The sequence below is a fragment of the Bradyrhizobium sp. CSS354 genome (assembly GCF_029051725.1).
Classification (GTDB): domain Bacteria; phylum Pseudomonadota; class Alphaproteobacteria; order Rhizobiales; family Xanthobacteraceae; genus Bradyrhizobium.
In genome coordinates this window covers 96,175-114,698 of sequence record NZ_JAACFU010000014.1, presented here as the reverse complement: position 1 = coordinate 114,698, position 18,524 = coordinate 96,175, and the positions used below count along the sequence as shown (strand labels likewise).

Below are 18,524 nucleotides of genomic sequence, written 5' to 3'. Positions count from 1 at the left end.
GAATCGGCCAGCCTCTTTTCGGGCCATACTCCGGAGAGAGACTTTGCAGAGCAGCGCCGGCGCGCGCGCATTCCAGAACGCGCGATTGCAAAAGAAGTTGAAGAAGCAGGCGGACGCGGTCATGTCCGCCGCGGTTCAGGCACTCGGGCAGGGCAGACATGCGGAGGTCGAGACACTCTGCCGCCGGATTCTGACGGAGGTTCCGGATCATTTCGACGCTGCGCACCTGCTCGGCCTGCGCGCGTATGATTGTGGGCGGCTCGAGGAGGCGCAACAACTGCTCGAGCGCGCGACCGTGCTCGATCCGCGTTCGCCCGATGCCCATGGCAATCTCGGGGCAGTGTATTTCACCCTCCAGAAATTTCAGAACGCTCGCGCATGCCAGGAGAGGGCCATTGCGCTGAAGCCGAATTCTCCGATCGCCTTGACCAATCTCGGCAATACGCTGCTGCACATGGGCCTCGCAGAGCAGGCTATCGAGCTGCACGATCGCGCTATCAGGCTAAAGCCGGACTATGCCGATGCATTTTGCAATCGTGGCATGGCGGAGCTGATCGAAGGCCAGTTCCAGCGCGCCAAGGCGAGTTTCGATCGCGCCCTCGCGTTTCAGCCGCGTCACGCGGAAGCGATCGCGGGCAAGGGCATGGTGTGCATCGAGCTCCGGCATTATGAGGAGGCGGCCGCAGCTATCGCGGCGGGGCTCGCGATCAAGCCGGATTCGCCGAAGATTCTGGCGCAGCGCGGACGGCTCAATCTCGATCTGTCGCGGCTGGAGCAGGCGCTTGCGGATTTCGATGCGGCGCTGGCGCTTTCACCGAGGCTCGAAGTGGCCTTGCAAGGAAAGGCGCAAGTCAACATTCTCAAAGGCAACACGGCCGGGGCGATTGCTGCGGTCAAGACCTTGCTGGAGGAAAATCCACGGTCGGACATCGGGATTGCGCTCCTGGCTTCCTGCTATGCGAGCCAGGGTGACATCGTGACGGCGCTCGAACATCTCGATGCGGGGCTGGCAATTGCGCCGGATTATGCGGACTTGATCGGGCGCAAGATCTTCTTTCTGGACTATCTTCCCGACGCCGATTTTGCGGTCCAGCAGGCCGCGCGAAAACAATGGTGGGACGCGGTCGGCGCCAAATTGCCGCGAAGGGCGTTGGCGCCCCGCACGCTCGATCCGGACAAGCGGATCTTGATCGGATATGTCGCTTCCGAATTCAGGAACCACTCGGCAGCGTTCGCTCTGTTGCCGGTGCTGCGCCATCATGATCACGCCAGGTTCGAGATCGTCTGCTATTCGTGTTCGCCGTTACAAGATGAGATAACGGACGAGTTCAAGTCGATGGCGGACGTCTGGGTCGACGCCTGGCAGCTTTCAGATGACGAACTGGCCGATCGCATTCAGGCCGACAAGGTCGATATCCTGATCGACGTGTCCGGGCACACGACCGGCAACAGGCTGCATGTTTTCGCTCGCAAGCCGGCCCCGATCCAAGTCTCGGGGTTTGGCCATGCTACAGGCACTGGCCTTCAGACCATGGACCACGTGCTCGCAGATCCCATCTTCATTCCGCAATCGGCGCGTCATCTGCTGGCTGAAAAAGTCTACGACCTGCCGTGCCTGATCACGATCGATCCCATCCTGGATGTGCCGCCTTCGGAGCCTCCCATGCTCCGCAACGGTTATGTCACCTTCGGCGTATTCAATCGCATCTACAAGATCTCGGACGAGGCCATCCGGGTGTGGTCGAAAGTGATGCGCGAGGTGACGGGTTCGAGGATCATCATCAAGCATACCCTGCTTGACGATCCCATGCTGCGCGACAATTTGGTCGCACGGTTCGTGGCGCAGGGCATTGCCGAGGACAATGTCACCTGCCTGGGCTCGTCCCCGCGCCACGAGCACCTGCGGGCGTTTGCGAAGGTCGACATATCGCTCGACACGTTCCCGCAAAACGGCGGCGTCAGCACCTGGGAATCGCTCTATGCGGGTGTTCCGGTCGTGGCCAAGCTCGGCAACGGCGCCTCATCGCGTGCCGGCGGTTCGATCGTGGCTGCTGTCGGTCTCGACGACTGGGTCGCCGCGGATGACGAGGGCTATGCTGCGATCGCCTGCAAATATGCGGCGCAGCCGGCGCATCTGGCGAAGTTGCGCGCGGAGTTGCCGGCCCGGATCGCCGCGTCCCCCGCCGGCAATGTCGAAATCTACACGCGCGAGGTCGAAGCGGCTTACCGCCGGTTCTGGCGCGACTATTGTGCCGCGGCTGCCGAAGGCAGCGACGTTGCGTAGGGGACCTGCAGCGCCGGGCCGCTGAGCCCCGGGAAATCCCGGGGTGTCGCCGCGCCAGCTGACCGCAGGTCGGGCTCGCGAATCAGCTAGACTCGCCCCGGGCCATCCTCCGGAGAGACACCTTGCAGAGCAGCGGCGGCGGCGCGCGCGCATTCCAGAACGCGCGATTGCAGAAGAAATTGATGAAACAGGCGGATGCCGTCCTCTCCGCCGCGGCTACCGCTTATGGCCAGGGCCGATACGCTGAGACCGAAGCACTCTGCCGGGATATCCTGAAAGCGCTGCCCGATCATGTCGACGCGATGCACCTGCTCGGCATGTGCGCGCATGACGGCCGCCGCCTAGAGGAGGCGCAACAGCTGCTCGAGCGCGTGATTGCGCTCGAACCGCGCCTGCATGATGCCCACAACAACCTCGCGACCGTGCATTTCGACCTCGGCAATTACGAGGCGGCGCGGCGGTGCCAGGAGAGGGCCATCGCGCTAAAGCCGAATTTTGCGGTGGCGCTGACCAATCTCGGCAACACGCTGATGCATCTGGGCCAGTACGAACAGGCGCTCGAGCTGCACGAGCGCGCCATCAAGATCAAGCCGGATTATGCCGACGCGTTCTGCAATCGCGGCATGATCGAGATTGTGCTTGGACAGATCATGCGCGCCAAGGAAAGCTTTGACCGCGCCCTGCTGTTTCAGCCCCGTCACGCCGAGGCCATCGTCGGCAGCGGCATGGTCAGCATGGAGCTGCGGCACCACGACGAGGCGGCGGCCAAGCTTGCCACGGCGCTGGCGATCAAGCCCGGCTCGCCGCGGATCCTGGCCCAGCGCGGGCGGCTCAGTTACGAACTGCAGCGCCTGGAGCCGGCGCTTGCGGATTTCGAGGCGGCGCTTGCGATTTCCCCCAAGCTTGAACTGGCCCTCCGAGGGAAGGCCCAGACCTGTCTCGTGATGGGAAGGACGGCGCAGGGAATGGCAGCCGCAGCGGCTTTGATCGAGCACAATCCGCGCTCGGAGACAGGGCTGGCGCTGATGGGCTTCTCCTATTCGAACCAGGGGGACATGGACGCCGCGATCGAATATCTCGATCGCGCGCTGGCGGTCCGGCCGGACTATGGGGATGCGATCAGAGGAAAGATCTTCCTGGAGGACTACCGCGCCGAGGCCGATTTTGTGGTCCAGCAGGCGGTGCGAAAATCCTGGTGGGACCAGATCGGCTCCAAGCAGCCGCGAAGGGAGCTGCCGAAGCGGCCGCTGGATCCGGAAAAGCGGATCGTGGTCGGCTATGTCGCTGCCGAATTCCGACAGCACTCCGCGGGGCTCACGCTGCTGCCGGTGCTGCGCCATCATGATCACACCAAATTTGAAATCATCTGCTACTACTCTTGGCCGGGCGCTGACGAGTACACTGCCATGTTCAAATCATTGGCCGACGTCTGGGTCGATGCCTGGGGGCTTTCGGACGACGAACTCGCCGATCGTATTCAGGCCGACAATGTCGACATCCTGATCGACGTTTCGGGCCACACGACCGGTAACAGGCTGCAGTGTTTCGCGCGCAAGCCGGCCCCGATCCAGGCCACTGGCTTCGGACACGCGACGGGCACGGGCATGCCGACGATGGACTACGTGCTCGCGGATCCCATTTTCATTCCGCCCTCGGTTCGGCATTTGTTTGCCGAGAAAATCCACGATCTGCCGTGCCTGATCACGATTGAACCCGTCTCGGATCTGCAGCCTTCCGAGCTGCCGATGCTCCGCAATGGCTACGTCACCTTCGGCGTGTTCAACCGCATCTACAAAATATCGGATGATGCGATCCGTGCGTGGACACGCATCATGCGGGAGCTGCCGGGATCGAAGATCATCCTCAAGCATGGTCTGCTCGATGATCCCCTGCTGCGCGATAGCCTGATCGCGCGTTTCCTGGCGCAGGGCGTTATCGAGGAGAACATCACCTGCCTCGGCACCACCTCGCGCGACGACCATCTGGCGGCTTTCGCCCAGGTCGATATTTCCCTCGACACGTTCCCGCAAAATGGCGGCATCAGCACCTGGGAATCTCTCTACAAGGGCGTCCCCGTCGTGGCCAAGCTCGGCATCGGTGCCTCCTCGCGTGCCGGCGCCTCTATCGTGACTGCCGTCGGCCTCGGCGACTGGGTGGCCGAGGATGACGATGGCTATGTCGAGATCGCCCGCAGGTTTGCGTCACAGCCCGAGCATCTGGCGAAATTGCGCGCGGAATTGCCGGCCCGGATCGCGGCTTCGCCCGCCGGCAATGTCGAGATCTACACGCGCGAGCTCGAAGCCGGTTACCGCCAGTTCTGGCGCGACTATTGTGCCGCCGCCTCGAATGACGTCGACGTTGCGTAGGCGAGGCCTGCGTCGAGCACCGGCATCTTCCGGGGATTGCCGGGTCGCCTAAACCGGCCGGCCCTGGCCGCGAATCAGCTAGAATCCTCCCGGGCATCCTCCGGAGAGAATCCTTGCAGAGCAGCGGCGCCGGCGCGCGCGCGTTTCAGAACGCGCGGTTGCAGAAGAAATTGAAGAAGCAGGCGGACGCGATCATCTCGACCGCGAATGCGGCCTATGGCCAGGGCCGGTATGCGGAGACGGAGACACTCTGCCGCCAGATCCTGAATGAACTTCCGGAGCATTTCGGGGCCTTGCACCTGCTTGGCTTGGGCGCGTTCGCGAGCCGACACTTCGAGGCAGCGAAACAGGCCCTCAAATATGCCGTGACAGTCGACCCACGCTCGGCACAGGCTTTTTCCGATTTGGGAGCCACGCATTTCGCACTTGGGGAATACGAGGACGCGCGTACATCCCTGGAGCGGGCCATCGCGTTGAAGCCGAGCTTCCCCATGGCCTTGGCCAACCTCGGCAATACCTTGTTGCACCTGGACCGCGTCGAGCAGGCCATCGAAATGTACGATCGCGCGATCGGGCTGAAGCCCGATCATGCCGATGCGCTCTGCAATCGCGGCCTGGCAGAGCTTGCGCTGCGCCAGCTTGATCGCGCCAAACAGAGCTTGGAACGCGCACTGTTGTTTCAGCCGCGAAACGTGGAAGCACTCGTCGGCAAAGGTTTGGTCAATATCGAGCTCAAGAACTTCGACGAGGCCAAAGGCGCGCTGGAGGCGGCGCTCGCGATCAGGCCGGGCTCGGCGAAGATCCTGGCGAACCGTGGACGGCTCAATCTTGAGACGTCGAGGTTGGAGCAGGCGGCGGCGGATTTTGACGCGGCCCTTGCGCTTGCGCCCAAACTCGAAGTGGCCTTGCAGGGGAAGGCACAAGTCGCGCTCGCCATGGGAAATACGGCGCAAGCGATTCTGGCCTGCACCACGTTGCTGGAGGAATATCCACGCTCTGCGATCGCGATGGCGCTGCTGAGCGCTTGTTTTGCAAACCAGGGAGAGATCGCATCGGCGGTCGAGCTTCTCGATGCGGCGCTGGCCATTGCGCCGGATGCCGCCTTGATCGGGCGGAAGATCTTCTTTCTCGACTATCTCTCCGAAGCCGATTTCGCGGTTCAGCAGGCCGCACGAAAGCAGTGGTGGGACGCAATCGGCTCGAAGTCGCCGCGACGAACTCTTGCCCCGCGGCAGCTCGATCCCGACCGGCGGATCGTGGTTGGCTATGTGGCTGCCGAATTTTGGTACCACTCGGCGGGGTTCACCCTGTTACCGGTGCTTAGTCGTCATGATCACGCCAAATTCGAGATCGTCTGCTATTCGTGCTCGCCGGTAAGAGATGAGATGACCGCCGCATTCAGGTCCTCGGCGGACGTCTGGGTCGACGCCTGGCGGCTTTCCGATGACGAACTCGCCGATCGCATTCAGGCCGACAAGGTCGATATCCTGATCGACGTGTCCGGGCATACGACCGGCAATAGGCTGCATGTTTTCGCCCGCAAGCCGGCCCCGATCCAAGTCTCGGGGTTTGGCCATGCCACGGGCACCGGCCTTCAGACCATGGACCACGTGCTCGCGGATCCCATCTTCATTCCGCAATCGGCGCGCCATCTGCTGGCTGAGAAGGTCTACGACCTGCCGTGCCTGATCACGATCGATCCCATTTTGGATCTACCTGCATCGGAGCCTCCCATGCTCCGCAACGGTTATGTGACCTTCGGCGTGTTCAACCGCATCTACAAGATCTCGGACGAGGCCATCCGGGTCTGGTCGAAAGTGATGCGCGAGGTGACGGGTTCGAAGATCATCATCAAGCATACGCTGCTGGATGATCCCATGCTGCGCGACAATTTGGTCGCACGTTTCGTGGCACAGGGTATTGCCGAGGAGAATGTCACTTGCCTGGGCTCGACGCCGCGCCACGAGCACCTGCGGGCGTTTGCGAAGGTCGACATATCGCTCGACACGTTCCCGCAAAACGGCGGCGTGAGCACCTGGGAATCGCTCTATGCGGGTGTTCCGGTCGTCGCCAAGCTCGGCAACGGCGCCTCATCGCGTGCCGGCGGTTCGATCGTGGCGGCGGTCGGTCTCGACGACTGGGTCGCCGCGGATGACGAGGGCTATGCTGCGGTCGCCTGCAAATATGCGGCGCAGCCGGCGCATCTGGCGAAGTTGCGCGCGGAGTTGCCGGCCCGGATCGCCGCGTCCCCGGCCGGCAATGTCGAGATCTACACGCGCGAGGTCGAAGCGGCTTACCGCCGGTTCTGGCGCGACTATTGTGCTGTGGCCTCGGAAGGCGGCGAGGGCGCCTGACTCTGCCTGCAGGCCCCAAATTGCGAAGGTCAGGTTAGTCCTCCGGAAACCATGCGCCGGCGCGCGGCCGTGCCGGTTCATGGCTCCGAAAGCTATGTCTGGGCATATATACCAAAAAGGGTGTGCCAATGCTCGGTTTCGTATTCGGCTTAAACGCCCGGCTCGGGCGATTGCATTTCTTCCTCGCCACGGTCGCGCTTGCGATCGTGATGACGGCGATCTGCTTTGCAATCGCAATGGCCGTGCTGAACAACACCTCGCCCGGCGCGATCCGACCTGAAGACCTCACCAAGAGTTGGGCGATGATCGCCGCGATCGTCTTCTTCGGAGTTGCGACCTTCACGCTGCAATCGATGCGCATCCGCGACATCGGCTGGGATCCGGTCTGCGTGGTGCCTGCCTGGTTCGCGCTCATGATCGTCGACCATGTCGTGGCGGGTCGGTTTCCGGCTTGGGCGATCGGGCAGGAGCACCAGGCAACGGCGGTCGGCGCGCTCGTCAACCTCGCGCTGATGCTCGCGCTCGTGTTCTGGCCGAGCGGCGACAGCGAAGGCTCCTACGGCGCTCCCGTCCCGCCGCGCACGCGCGCGATCAAGCCTTCGCTATCGAACGAGCGTCTCGCGCGGGTGTCGCAGGGATCGTCTCGCTCGAACTGGAGCTAGACGGCCGGCTTCCGGAAACGTTCTATACGAACGGCAGCTTGATGTTGCTGCGCTTCTCCAGCCATTCCGGCACCGGAAGGCTCTTGGCGCGCATGAAGTCGGCGTTGAACAGCTTCGACTGGTAACGGCTGCCGGAATCGCAGAGCACGGTGACGATCGTCTTGCCGGGCCCGAGCTGTTTTGCGAGACGCATCGCGCCGGCAACGTTGATGCCGGTCGAGCCGCCGAGGCAGAGGCCTTCGTGCTGGAGCAGTTCGTAGATCACCGTGACCGCTTCGGCATCGGGAATGAGATAGGCGTCATCGACCTTTGCGCTCTCGACGATTGCGGTCGCCCGGTTGAGGCCGATGCCCTCGGTGATCGAGCCGCCCGGCGTCGCCTTGGCATCGCCCGTTCTGAAGTATTCATACATGCCGGCGCCATGCGGATCCGCGCAGGCGATCCTGATGTCCTTGCTCTTCTCTTTCAGGAAGCGGCTGGTGCCGGCCAGCGTGCCGCCGCTGCCCACGGAGCAGACGAAACCGTCGATCTTGCCGCCGGTCTGTTCCCAGATCTCGGGCCCTGTGGACTCGTAATGCGCCTTCGCATTGTCGAGGTTGTTCCATTGGTCGGCAAACAGCACGCCGTTGGGCTCGGTCTTGCGCAACTCGTCGGCAAGACGGCGGCCGACATGCTGGTAGTTGTTCGGATTGGAATAGGGCAGGGCCGGCGATTCCAGCAGCTCGGCGCCGCACAGTTTCAGAAAATCCTTCTTCTCCTGGCTCTGCGTCTCCGGGATCACGATCAGCGTGCGGTAGCCGCGCGCGCTGGCCACGACAGCAAGGCCGATGCCGGTATTGCCGGCGGTCGATTCCACCACGAGACCGCCGGGCTTGAGCTCGCCGCGCTTCTCGGCCTCCAGGATCATCCATTTGCCGGCGCGATCCTTCACCGACTGGCCGGGATTCATGAACTCGGCCTTGCCCAGGATGGTGCAGCCGGTCAGTTCGGAAGCGCGCTTGAGCTTGATCAGCGGAGTGTTGCCGATGGCTTCGACAACGTCGTTTTTGATGGTCATCTCAGGGGAAATCACTGGCAAAGGGGTTGATCAGGTTGGCCAGAACCTAGTGCTTGCGCGGTCAAAGGGGAAGGCTTTTGCGCTGCGGCGAAACTGGCGAAAATGCCGGTAAGCAGTGAAAATTTGGAAGGAGAGATCGCCGATGCTGCTGCTGTGCTACGCCGCGGGATATCGCTAGGAGGATGTGGCCAGCCTCTGCCAAAACATGGAAGATAAGGCCGTCGCCAGCATCCCTTCGCCATGGACGTGAGGCGTCGCGTCGGTTTCGAGATGGGGCTGAAGCTACATCGCGAGGGGTGCAGGCGGATTGAAGGGACTGGCGTCGGTGTGGCGGCAATATCACATGAAATCTTGGTAAGCTTGAACGCACTCTGAAATAGCCCTGAAATCGAAGAAAGTCCTGCAGGACAGTACCCTTTTGCATTTTCTAAGTTCTGAGATCGCGGTGCTTTGGGGGCCATCTCGCAACTGCGGGACTGTCCCGCAGTTGCGCGCCCGGCTAGGATAGGTGTCAGGTTCCGCAGAAAGCATCACCGCTGTGAACGAGTTGTCCAAAGCCTCCCGACGGCCGCGCCGCGAATCGGTTACTCCCGCTGCGCGGTGGCGGCTCGATCTGCCCGGCGGGGGGTGTGTGTGACACAGGATGTTCCTGCGATCGCCGTGCGGCGGTCTCCAGGTGCCACGTCCCGGACGCGACGTGCGGCGCGCTGGTTTGCAGTCGCTTGCCTCGCCGCGGGTTCGGGCGCCTGCGTGCTGACGCAGGATCTTCCTGATCCCGCGCTCGATGTTCCCACGCAGTACAAATACGCGGGCAAGGCGGATGCGCCGCCGTCGCTTGATTGGTGGCGCAGCTTCCGCTCCGCGGAGCTGACACAGCTGATGGAAGAGGCGCAGACCGTCAACCTCGACATTGCCGCCGCCGTTTCGCGCATCGTCCAAGCCGACGCCCAGGCGCGGCAGGCAGGTGCGGCGCTGCTGCCGAGCCTTTCCGGCACCGGGCAGGAGGCCTATTCGCGCACCTCCGGATCCTCCGCCTCGGGGCTCACCAATGGCGGCCGTGAGGTCGTCAACTACCAGGCTTCGCTGAGCGCGAGCTACCAGCTCGATTTCTGGGGGCAGAATCGGGACGCCTTGCAAACGGCGGAAGAGACGGCAAATGCCAACCGCTTCGATCGCGACGTCGTTGCGCTGACCACGCTTGCAGGCGTCGCTAACGCTTACTTCCAGGTGCTGGCCTCGCAGGATCGCATCCGGACCTCACAGCGCAACATCGCGAGCGCGCAACGCATCCTCGATGCCGTCAGGGAACGGCGCAAGGCCGGCACCGGCACCGATCTCGACGTTGCCCAGCAGGAGAGCGTGCTCGCAAACCAGAAGGCCCTGGTGCCGCCGCTGCGCCAGACGCTCGACCAGAACGTCAATGCGCTTGCGGTCCTGGTGTCGCGGCCGCCGGAGAGCGTGCGCGTGCTCGGGGGCTCGCTGAACCGGATCGCTATACCCCGCGTGACGCCCGGCCTGCCGTCGGAGCTCCTGACACAGCGGCCCGACATTCGGCGGCAGGAGGCACAACTTGCTTCCGCCACCGCGAACGTCGGCAATGCCCGCGCGCAGTTCTTTCCGACCATCCAGCTCACCGGCAATGGCGGCTATCAGAGCGCGGCCCTGGTCTCGCTGTTCCAGCCGCATGCGGCGTTCTTCCAGCTCGTCGGCAGCGCGACGCAGCCGATCTTCGACGGCGGCAGGATCCTCGGCAATTTCGAATTCGCCAAGGCGCGGCAGGACGAACTGCTGCAGACCTACCGCAAGACCATCATCCAGTCCTTTGCCGATGTCGACAATGCGCTGTTCTCGATCAAGCAGACCACGATCAGGCTGCAATTGCAGCGTGACGTCCTCAATGCCTCCCGCCGCGCCTTCGATCTTTCCGAGCAGCAATTGCGCGCCGGCACCGCCGACATCGTCACCGTGCTCAATACGCAACTGACCCTGTTCCAGGCGGAAGACGCGCTGTCGCAGGCGCAACTTGCCCGCCTTCTTGCTATCGTCAGCCTGTATCAGGCGCTCGGCGGCGGCTGGGAGCCGAGGATGGAGAAACCGGTCAATGCTCTTTAAGCCGGATACGAAGCGAGGCGCGAAGGAGGGAACGGCGAAGAAATCGCGCGGGCGCGGCTTCGTCATGACCCTGATCACGCTGGCGATCCTCGGCGGGCTTGGCTACTACGGCTGGACCACTTGGCACCAGCAGCCGCAGCAGGCGAACGGCCGCAACCAGCGGCCCGATCTGCCGGTGCCGGTGCTGGCGGCGACACCCCGCATCCAGGACGTTCCCGTTTATCTCGACGGCGTCGGCGCGATCCGCGCACTCAACACCGTGACCGTCCGCTCACAGGTCGACGGCAAGCTGATCGCGGTCAATTTCACCGAGGGACAGGACGTCAAGAAAGGTGACGTGGTCGGTGAGATCGACCCGGCGCTCTACCAGGCGACGTACGATCAGGCGGTTGCCAAGAAGGCGCAGGACCAGGCCCAGCTCGCCAACCAGCGTATCGACCTCACGCGCTACGAGCAGTTAGCTGCCTCCAATGCCGGATCCAAGCAGCAGGCGGACACCCAGCGCGCGCTGGTCGCTCAGACCGAGGCGCTGGTCAAGGCCGACCAGGCCGCGATTGACAATGCGGCGGCGACGCTGAGCTACACCAAGATCGTGGCGCCGATCTCGGGCCGCGCCGGCCTGCGCCAGGTCGATCAGGGCAACATCATCCACGCCTCAGACACCACCGGCCTCGTGGTGATCACGCAATTGCAGCCGATCGCGGTGTGGTTCAGCCTGCCGCAGCAGCAGATCATGCGCGTCAATGCCGCCGCGTCGAAGGGCACGCTCGCGGTGGACGTCTTCGGCAATGACGGCCTCACCGTGATCGACACCGGAAAGCTCACCGGCATCGACAACCAGGTCGACCAGACCACGGGCACGCTCAGGCTCAAGGCCGAATTCCCCAACGCCAATTACCAGCTCTGGCCGGGCCAGTTCGTCAATGTCCGCCTCAAGGTCGAGACCTTGACGCAGGCGCTGGTGGTGCCGACCTCAGCCGTGCAGCGCGGACCGATCGGCACCTTCAGCTATGTCATCGGCGAGGATAACATCGTCTCGGCCAAGCCGGTGACGGTGACGCAACAGAACGAGCATGACGCGGTCATCGCCAGCGGCCTCTCGGCGACCGACAAGGTCGTCACCACCGGCTTTGCTAATTTGTCTGACGGTTCCAAAGTGGTCATCGGCCGCGACGACCAGACCCCTTCGGCCGATCTCGCGCCGCGCAAGCGCTCGCGCGGGCCGGATGGCCAGAAGAAGGAGGGCGCAAAAGACGGCCAGAAGGACGGACAAGATAAGGACGGCGAGTTCCGCGCCAAACGCAAGAGCAGCGAAGGCGACCAGAAGGGCCAGACCGGACCGGCACCAGGGCCGGGTGCATCGGGAAGTGGAGCCAAGCAGCCATGATCCCGACAACAGCCGCCTGAGCGGCAGGCGTATCCCATGGGCGTCTCCGAACCCTTCATCCGACGGCCGATCGCGACCTCGTTGCTCGGCATCGCGCTTCTGATCGGGGGACTGCTCGGCTATTTCGCGCTGCCGGTGTCTGCACTGCCGCAGGTCGATTTCCCGACCGTGCAGGTGACGACGCAATTGCCCGGCGCGAGCCCCGACGTGATCGCCTCGCTGATCACCGCGCCGCTGGAGCGGCAACTCGGCCAGATCCCGTCGCTGTCGGCGATGAACTCGACGAGCTCGTTCGGCGTCAGCCAGATCTCGCTCCAGTTCGATCTCAACCGCGACATCGACGGCGCGACCCAGGACGTCCAGGCCGCGATCAATGCCGCGGCCGGCGTGCTGCCGAAGACGCTGCCTTATCCGCCGACCTACGCCAAGGTGAACCCGGCCGATGCGCCGGTGATGACATTGGCGCTGCGCTCCGACACGATCTCGTTGCGGGCGATGAGCGACATCGCCGACACGCTTCTGGCGCAGCGGCTGAGCCAGATTTCCGGCGTCGGGCGCGTCTCTGTGCTCGGCGGACTGAAGCCGGCCGTCCGCATCCAGGCGGATCTCGCGCGGTTAGCTGCCTATGGCATCGCCATGGAAGACCTGCGCACCGCGATTGCCAATGCCAACGTGTCGGGGCCGAAAGGCTCGCTCGACGGCGCGCAGCAATCCTACATCATCGCCGCCAACGACCAGATCGCTGCCGCCGACGCCTACAAGCCTGTCATCATCGCCTACCGTAACGGCTCGCCGGTTACGATTGCCGACGTCGCCCAGATCGTCGACGGCCTCGAGAACGACCGCACCGGCGGCTGGTACCAGGGCTCGCCCGCCGTCATCATCGACATCCAGCGTCAGCCCGGCGCCAATGTGATCGACGTCGTCAGCCAGATCCGCGCGGAAATCCCAAAGGTCCAGCGCGCTATTCCGGCCGGCGTGAACCTGACCATCGTCTCCGACCGCACCGTCACCATCCGCGCCTCAGTCCGCGACGTGCAGTTCACGCTGATCCTGAGCGTCGTGCTGGTGACGCTGGTGGTGCTGCTGTTCCTGCGTTCGCTGCGCGCCACGCTGATCGCCGGCGTGGCATTGCCGCTGTCGCTGATCACCAGCTTCGGCATCATGTATTTCGCCGGTTTCAGCCTCGACAATCTGTCGCTGATGGCGCTCACCATCGGCACCGGCTTCGTCGTCGACGACGCCATCGTGATGATCGAGAACATCGTCCGCCACATGGAAAACGGCGACAGCGCGATGGAGGCTTCGCTGAAGGGCGCTAGCGAGATCGGCTTCACCGTGATCTCGTTGACGGTGTCGCTGATCGCGGTGTTCATCCCGCTGCTGTTCATGTCGGGCCTCGTGGGCCGCATGTTCCGCGAATTCGCGCTGACGCTGACGATCGCGGTCGTGACCTCCGCCGTGGTCTCGCTGACGCTGACGCCGATGATGTGCTCGCGTCTGCTCAAGCATGCCCATGAAGAGCTGGCGGTGCCGGGTCTGGCCGCGGTCAGCCGCTTCATCGATCGCACCGTCGAGTTCTATCACCGCACGCTGCTCTGGGTGCTGGAGCGCCAGCGCGCGACGCTAGTCGTCACCTTCGCCACGCTGATTGCGACGCTGGCGCTCTATGTCGTGGCGCCAAAGGGCTTCCTGCCGCTGCAGGACACCGCCTCGATTACGGCGGTGACGGAAGCCGGTCCCGACGTCTCGTTCGCGGAAATGCAGAAGCGGCAGGCCGCGGCGGCCGACGCCATCAAGGCCGACCCCGATGTAACAGGCGTGGTCTCTGTGATCGGTGCAGGCTCGGTCAATCCGACCACCAATGTCGGCCGTCTTGTCATGACGCTGAAACCGCGAGGCGAGCGGCGCGACGATGTCAGCATCGTCATCAACCGGCTGAAGGAGCGGGTGGCCGCCATCCCCGGCATGACGGTCTACTTCCAGCCGGTGCAGGACGTGCAGATCTCGACCCAGTCGAGCCGCTCGCAATACCAGTATACGCTGACCGGCACCGACGCCGCCCTGGTGTCGGAATGGGCGCGCAAGCTGGTTGCCGAGATGCGGCGCGATCCGCTGTTCCGCGACGTCTCCTCGGAGGCGCAGGAAGGCGGTCTGCGGGCGCAGCTCACGGTCGACCGCACGCGCGCCGGCCAGCTCGGCGTCAGCCTCCAAGGCATCACCGACACGCTCAACGACGCCTTCGCGCAGCGTCAGATCTCGACCATCTACGGCCAGGCCAACCAGTACCGCGTGGTGCTGGAAGCGCTGCCGATGTACCAGCGCGATCCCTCGATCCTGTCGAAGCTTTATCTGCCGGGCGCGGCGAGCGCGACCGCCGGCGCGCCCAACGCACAGGTGCCGCTCTCCGCCGTGGCGACGCTGACCCGCACCACCGCGCCTCTTGCGATTTCGCACCAGGCGCAATTCCCGTCGATCTCGCTCAGCTTCAACCTCGCGCCGGGCGCGGCGCTCGGCGATGCCGTCGAGGCTGTGAAGACCATCGAGACCCGGATCGGGATGCCCAACAGCATCGTTGGCGTCTATGCCGGCGACGCCGCCGAATTCGCCAAGGCGCTCGCCGGCCAGCCCTGGCTGCTGCTGGCCGCGGTGATCACGATCTATATCGTGCTCGGCGTGCTCTACGAGAGCTACATCCATCCGATCACGATCCTCTCGACACTGCCTTCGGCCGGCGTCGGCGCCATCCTGGCGCTGATGCTGTGCGGGCAGGATCTCTCGGTGATCGGGCTGATCGGCATCATCCTGCTGATGGGCATCGTCAAGAAGAACGCGATCATGATGATCGACTTCGCTCTGGACGCGGAGCGCAATCAAGGCATGCCGCCGCATGAGGCGATCGTGCAGGCTTGTCTCCTGCGCTTCCGCCCGATCATGATGACGACGCTGGCCGCGCTGTTCGGCGCGCTGCCGCTGGCGATCGAGAGCGGCACCGGCGCCGAGCTGCGCTTCCCCCTCGGCATCTCCATCATCGGCGGCCTGCTGCTCAGCCAATTGCTCACGCTCTACACCACGCCGGTAATCTACCTCGCACTCGACCGCATCAACCGCCGCCTCGAACAGGCGCTGCCGCCGGCGGAATCCGGCGGGCCACCCGTCGCGGGCGCGACCGAGGGGATGCAGTGATGGCATCGATCTCGGAGCCCTTCATCCGGCGCCCGGTCGCGACCACGCTGCTGTCGATCGGGTTGTTCCTGCTGGGCATCGTGGCCTACGAGTTCCTGCCGGTGGCCTCGGTCCCGAACGTCGATTTCCCCGCCATCTTCGTTTCCGCCAGCCGTCCCGGCGCCGATCCGTCCGTGATGGCCGCCACGGTCGCCTCGCCATTGGAGCGGCGGCTTGGCGAGATATCGGGCATCAACCAGATCACCTCGACCTCGTCGCTCGGCACGACCAACATCCAGCTCCAGTTCGACATCGGCCGCAACATCGACAAGGCCGCGCGCGACGTGCAGGCGGCGATCAACGCATCGCTGGTCGATCTGCCGAGCGATTTGCCGACGCTGCCGCGGTTCCGCAAGGCCAACACTGCCGGCGCTCCCGTATTCGTGCTGGCGCTGACCTCGAAGACGCTGTCGGCGAGCGCGATTTACGACGTCGCCGATACGGTTCTGGCGCAGCGTATCTCGCAGGTGCCGGGCGTCGGCGACGTGACCGTGAGCGGCGCCGATCAGCCCGCAGTGCGGGTGCAGCTCAACCCCGTCGCGCTGTCCAACGCCGGCATCGCCACCGACGACGTGCGGACCGCGATCATCAACGCCAACCCGCTCGGTCCGGTCGGCATCTTCAACGGCGAGCGCCAGAGCGAGACGCTGGCCCTCAACAGGCAGATGCGGACCGCGAAAGAGTTCCGCGATATCGTCATGAAAAGCGCGAACGGCAATTTCGTCCGGCTGGCCGACGTCGCCGACATCGAGGACTCCGTCCGCAACGCCCGTTCCATTGCCTGGTTCAACAAGCAGCCGGCGGTGCTGATCCAAATCACCAAGCAGGGCGACGCCAATGTCATCGACACCGTGGACCGGGTGAAGGCGCTGATCCCCGCACTGAAGCAATGGATCCCGGCCGGCGTCGATATCTCCACCTTGGTCGACCGCACCAGTACGATCCGCGCCAGCGTGCTCGACATGCAGTGGACCTTGTTCGCGACCGCCATTCTCGTGATGGTCGTCGTGTTCGTGTTCCTGCGGCGGCTCACGCCGACGATCGCGGCCGGAATCTCCGTGCCGCTGGCGCTGGCCGGAACCTGCGCCGGCATGTGGGTCGCCGGCTTCTCGATCGACAATCTGTCGCTGATGGCGCTGGCGATCTCCGTCGGCTTCGTGGTCGACGACGCCATCGTCATGATCGAGAACATGTACCGCAATCTCGAGCACGGCATGCGCCCGCTCCAGGCGGCGTTGGACGGCGCCCGGCAGATCGGCTTCACCGTGGTGTCGATCAGCCTGTCGCTGATCGCGGCCTTCACGCCACTGATCTTCATGGACGGCATCGTCGGCCGGCTGCTGCGCGAGTTCTCGCTGACGCTGACCTTCGCCATCCTGGTCTCGACCCTGGTGTCGCTCACGGTGACGCCGATGATCTGCGCGCACTACATCCGGCAGACCACGTCCGGCACGGCGACCCTGTTCGACCGGATCATCGAGGGCTCGCTGTCGCGCATCGTCGCTTTTTACACCCACACCTTGCGCACCGTGCTGGAATATCCGCTGCTGACGCTGCTGGTGTTCTTCGCCACCATTGCGTTGACGGTGACGCTCTATATCAAGGTGCCCAAGGGCTATTTCCCGACCGACGATTCCGGCTTCGTCATCGGCGCGACACGTGCCTCGGCCGACATCTCGTTCCAGTCTATGCTGAGCCTGCAGCAGCGGCTCGCCGACATCGTGATGCAGGATCCAGCGGTGGCCGGCATCGGCTCCACCGTCGGCAGCGGCGGCGGGCCGGGCGGCGCGACGTCCAATCGCGGCACCATGTTCATCAGCCTGAAGCCGCCGGAGCAGCGCGACCACGTCTCGACGCAGGTGGTGATCGACCGCCTCAGGCGGGCGTTATACCCGGTGCCCGGCATCCGCCTGTTCATGTTCGCCGCCCAGGACGTGCGCGCCGGCGGACGGCAGAGCGATTCCGACTACCAGTACACGCTGACCAGCACCGACCTCGGCCTGTTGCAGAAGTGGGCGCCGATCGTGGCTAAGCGCATGGAGAGCGTCGAGGGCATCACCGACATCTCCAGCGACCGCGATCCCGGCGGGCTTCAACTGACCTTGTCGATCGACCGCCAGAAGGCCTCGGCACTCGGCGTCCGCGTCCAAGATATCGACAACGCGCTCAACAACGCGTTCTCGCAGCGGCAGATCGGGATCATCTACACCCAGCGCAACCAGTACATGACCGTGCTGGAGATCGACCCGAAATTCCAGGTCGACCCATCCAACCTCGAACGCATTTATGTCGCCGGAGCGGGCGACGCGCAGGTGCCGCTGTCGGCCGTGGTGCATGCGACGCGCGGGCTCGCCGCGCTCGCGGTCTATCATTCGCAGTCGTTCCCATCGACCACGGTATCGTTCAATCTGTTGCCGGACGTGCAGATCCAGGCCGCAACGCAGAACATCCAGCGCGCGGTCGAGGAACTGCACATGCCGGAAGGCATCCGCGGCAGTTTTGACGGCAATGCCGGCGATTTCGCCAAGACCAGCGGCCGCCAGCCGCTCCTGATCCTCGGCGCGCTGGTGGCGATGTATATCGTGCTCGGCGTGCTCTACGAGAGCCTCGCCCATCCGCTCACGATCATCTCGACGCTGCCCTCGGCGGGCCTCGGCGCGCTGCTGGCCTTGCAGCTCACCAACACGCCACTGACGGTGATCGCGTTCGTCGGCATCATCCTCTTGATCGGCATCGTCAAGAAGAACGGCATCATGATGGTGGATTTCGCGCTCGATGCCGAGCGCCAGCGCGGCCTGTCGTCGGCGGAGGCGATCTTCGAGGCCTGCCAGGCGCGTTTCCGCCCGATCTTGATGACGACCATGGCGGCGCTGTTTGCCGGCATTCCGCTGGTGGTCGCGACGGGCCCCGGCACGGAGCTGCGCCGTCCGCTCGGCATCACCATCATCGGCGGGCTGTTCGTCTCGCAGATCCTGACGCTCTACACCACGCCCGTGATCTACCTGCTGATCGACCGCCTGCGGCGGCGCCGCGAGCCGCGCCCGCTGGCCGCGCCGGCGGAATAGGCGGGTTGTTGA

At 64.2% G+C, this 18,524-nt stretch carries 9 protein-coding genes; 8 read left to right on the top strand and 1 reads right to left on the bottom strand.

The features are described from left to right. Window positions 1-43 precede the first annotated feature (43 nt). From GWG67_RS28250 to GWG67_RS28235, 4 genes are all read left to right on the top strand, one after another. Entirely contained in the window at window positions 44-2,284 is a 2,241-nt protein-coding gene (locus GWG67_RS28250; protein ID WP_275172613.1) for a tetratricopeptide repeat protein, read from the top strand. A 122-nt stretch (window positions 2,285-2,406) separates the two neighbouring features. After that, on the top strand, window positions 2,407-4,650 hold the full coding sequence (locus GWG67_RS28245) for a tetratricopeptide repeat protein (protein ID WP_275172612.1): 2,244 nt from the start codon (window positions 2,407-2,409) through the stop codon (window positions 4,648-4,650). A gap of 113 nt (window positions 4,651-4,763) precedes the next feature. Then, a complete protein-coding gene (locus tag GWG67_RS28240; protein ID WP_275172611.1) occupies window positions 4,764-7,004 on the top strand; it encodes a glycosyltransferase family 41 protein in 2,241 nt (746 codons plus the stop codon). 128 nt (window positions 7,005-7,132) lie between these two features. Beyond that, entirely contained in the window at window positions 7,133-7,666 is a 534-nt protein-coding gene (locus GWG67_RS28235; RefSeq protein WP_275172610.1) for a DUF805 domain-containing protein, read from the top strand. Window positions 7,667-7,688: 22 nt separating this feature from the next. Here the strand turns inward: GWG67_RS28235 and GWG67_RS28230 are convergent, their stop codons facing one another. Beyond that, window positions 7,689-8,723 carry a cysteine synthase A gene (locus tag GWG67_RS28230; protein ID WP_275172609.1) on the bottom strand — a complete coding sequence of 345 codons (1,035 nt, stop codon included), beginning with the start codon at window positions 8,721-8,723 and terminating at the stop codon, window positions 7,689-7,691. 627 nt (window positions 8,724-9,350) lie between these two features. On the opposite strand from GWG67_RS28230, the gene GWG67_RS28225 reads away from it, so the two are divergent. The 4 genes from GWG67_RS28225 to GWG67_RS28210 are packed head-to-tail and all read left to right on the top strand — an operon-like array spanning window position 9,351 to window position 18,512. Next, window positions 9,351-10,835, top strand: a complete 1,485-nt coding sequence (locus GWG67_RS28225; RefSeq protein WP_275172608.1) for an efflux transporter outer membrane subunit — start codon at window positions 9,351-9,353, stop codon at window positions 10,833-10,835. Then, window positions 10,825-12,222, top strand: coding sequence for an efflux RND transporter periplasmic adaptor subunit (locus GWG67_RS28220; protein WP_275172607.1), 1,398 nt, complete (start codon window positions 10,825-10,827; stop codon window positions 12,220-12,222). Before GWG67_RS28225 ends, GWG67_RS28220 begins: the two co-directional genes overlap by 11 nt. Before the next feature lie 36 nt (window positions 12,223-12,258). Then, entirely contained in the window at window positions 12,259-15,408 is a 3,150-nt protein-coding gene (locus tag GWG67_RS28215; RefSeq protein WP_275172606.1) for an efflux RND transporter permease subunit, read from the top strand. After that, a complete protein-coding gene (locus tag GWG67_RS28210; RefSeq protein ID WP_275172605.1) occupies window positions 15,408-18,512 on the top strand; it encodes an efflux RND transporter permease subunit in 3,105 nt (1,034 codons plus the stop codon). The genes GWG67_RS28215 and GWG67_RS28210 overlap by 1 nt, the downstream gene beginning before the upstream one ends. Window positions 18,513-18,524: the final 12 nt, after the last annotated feature.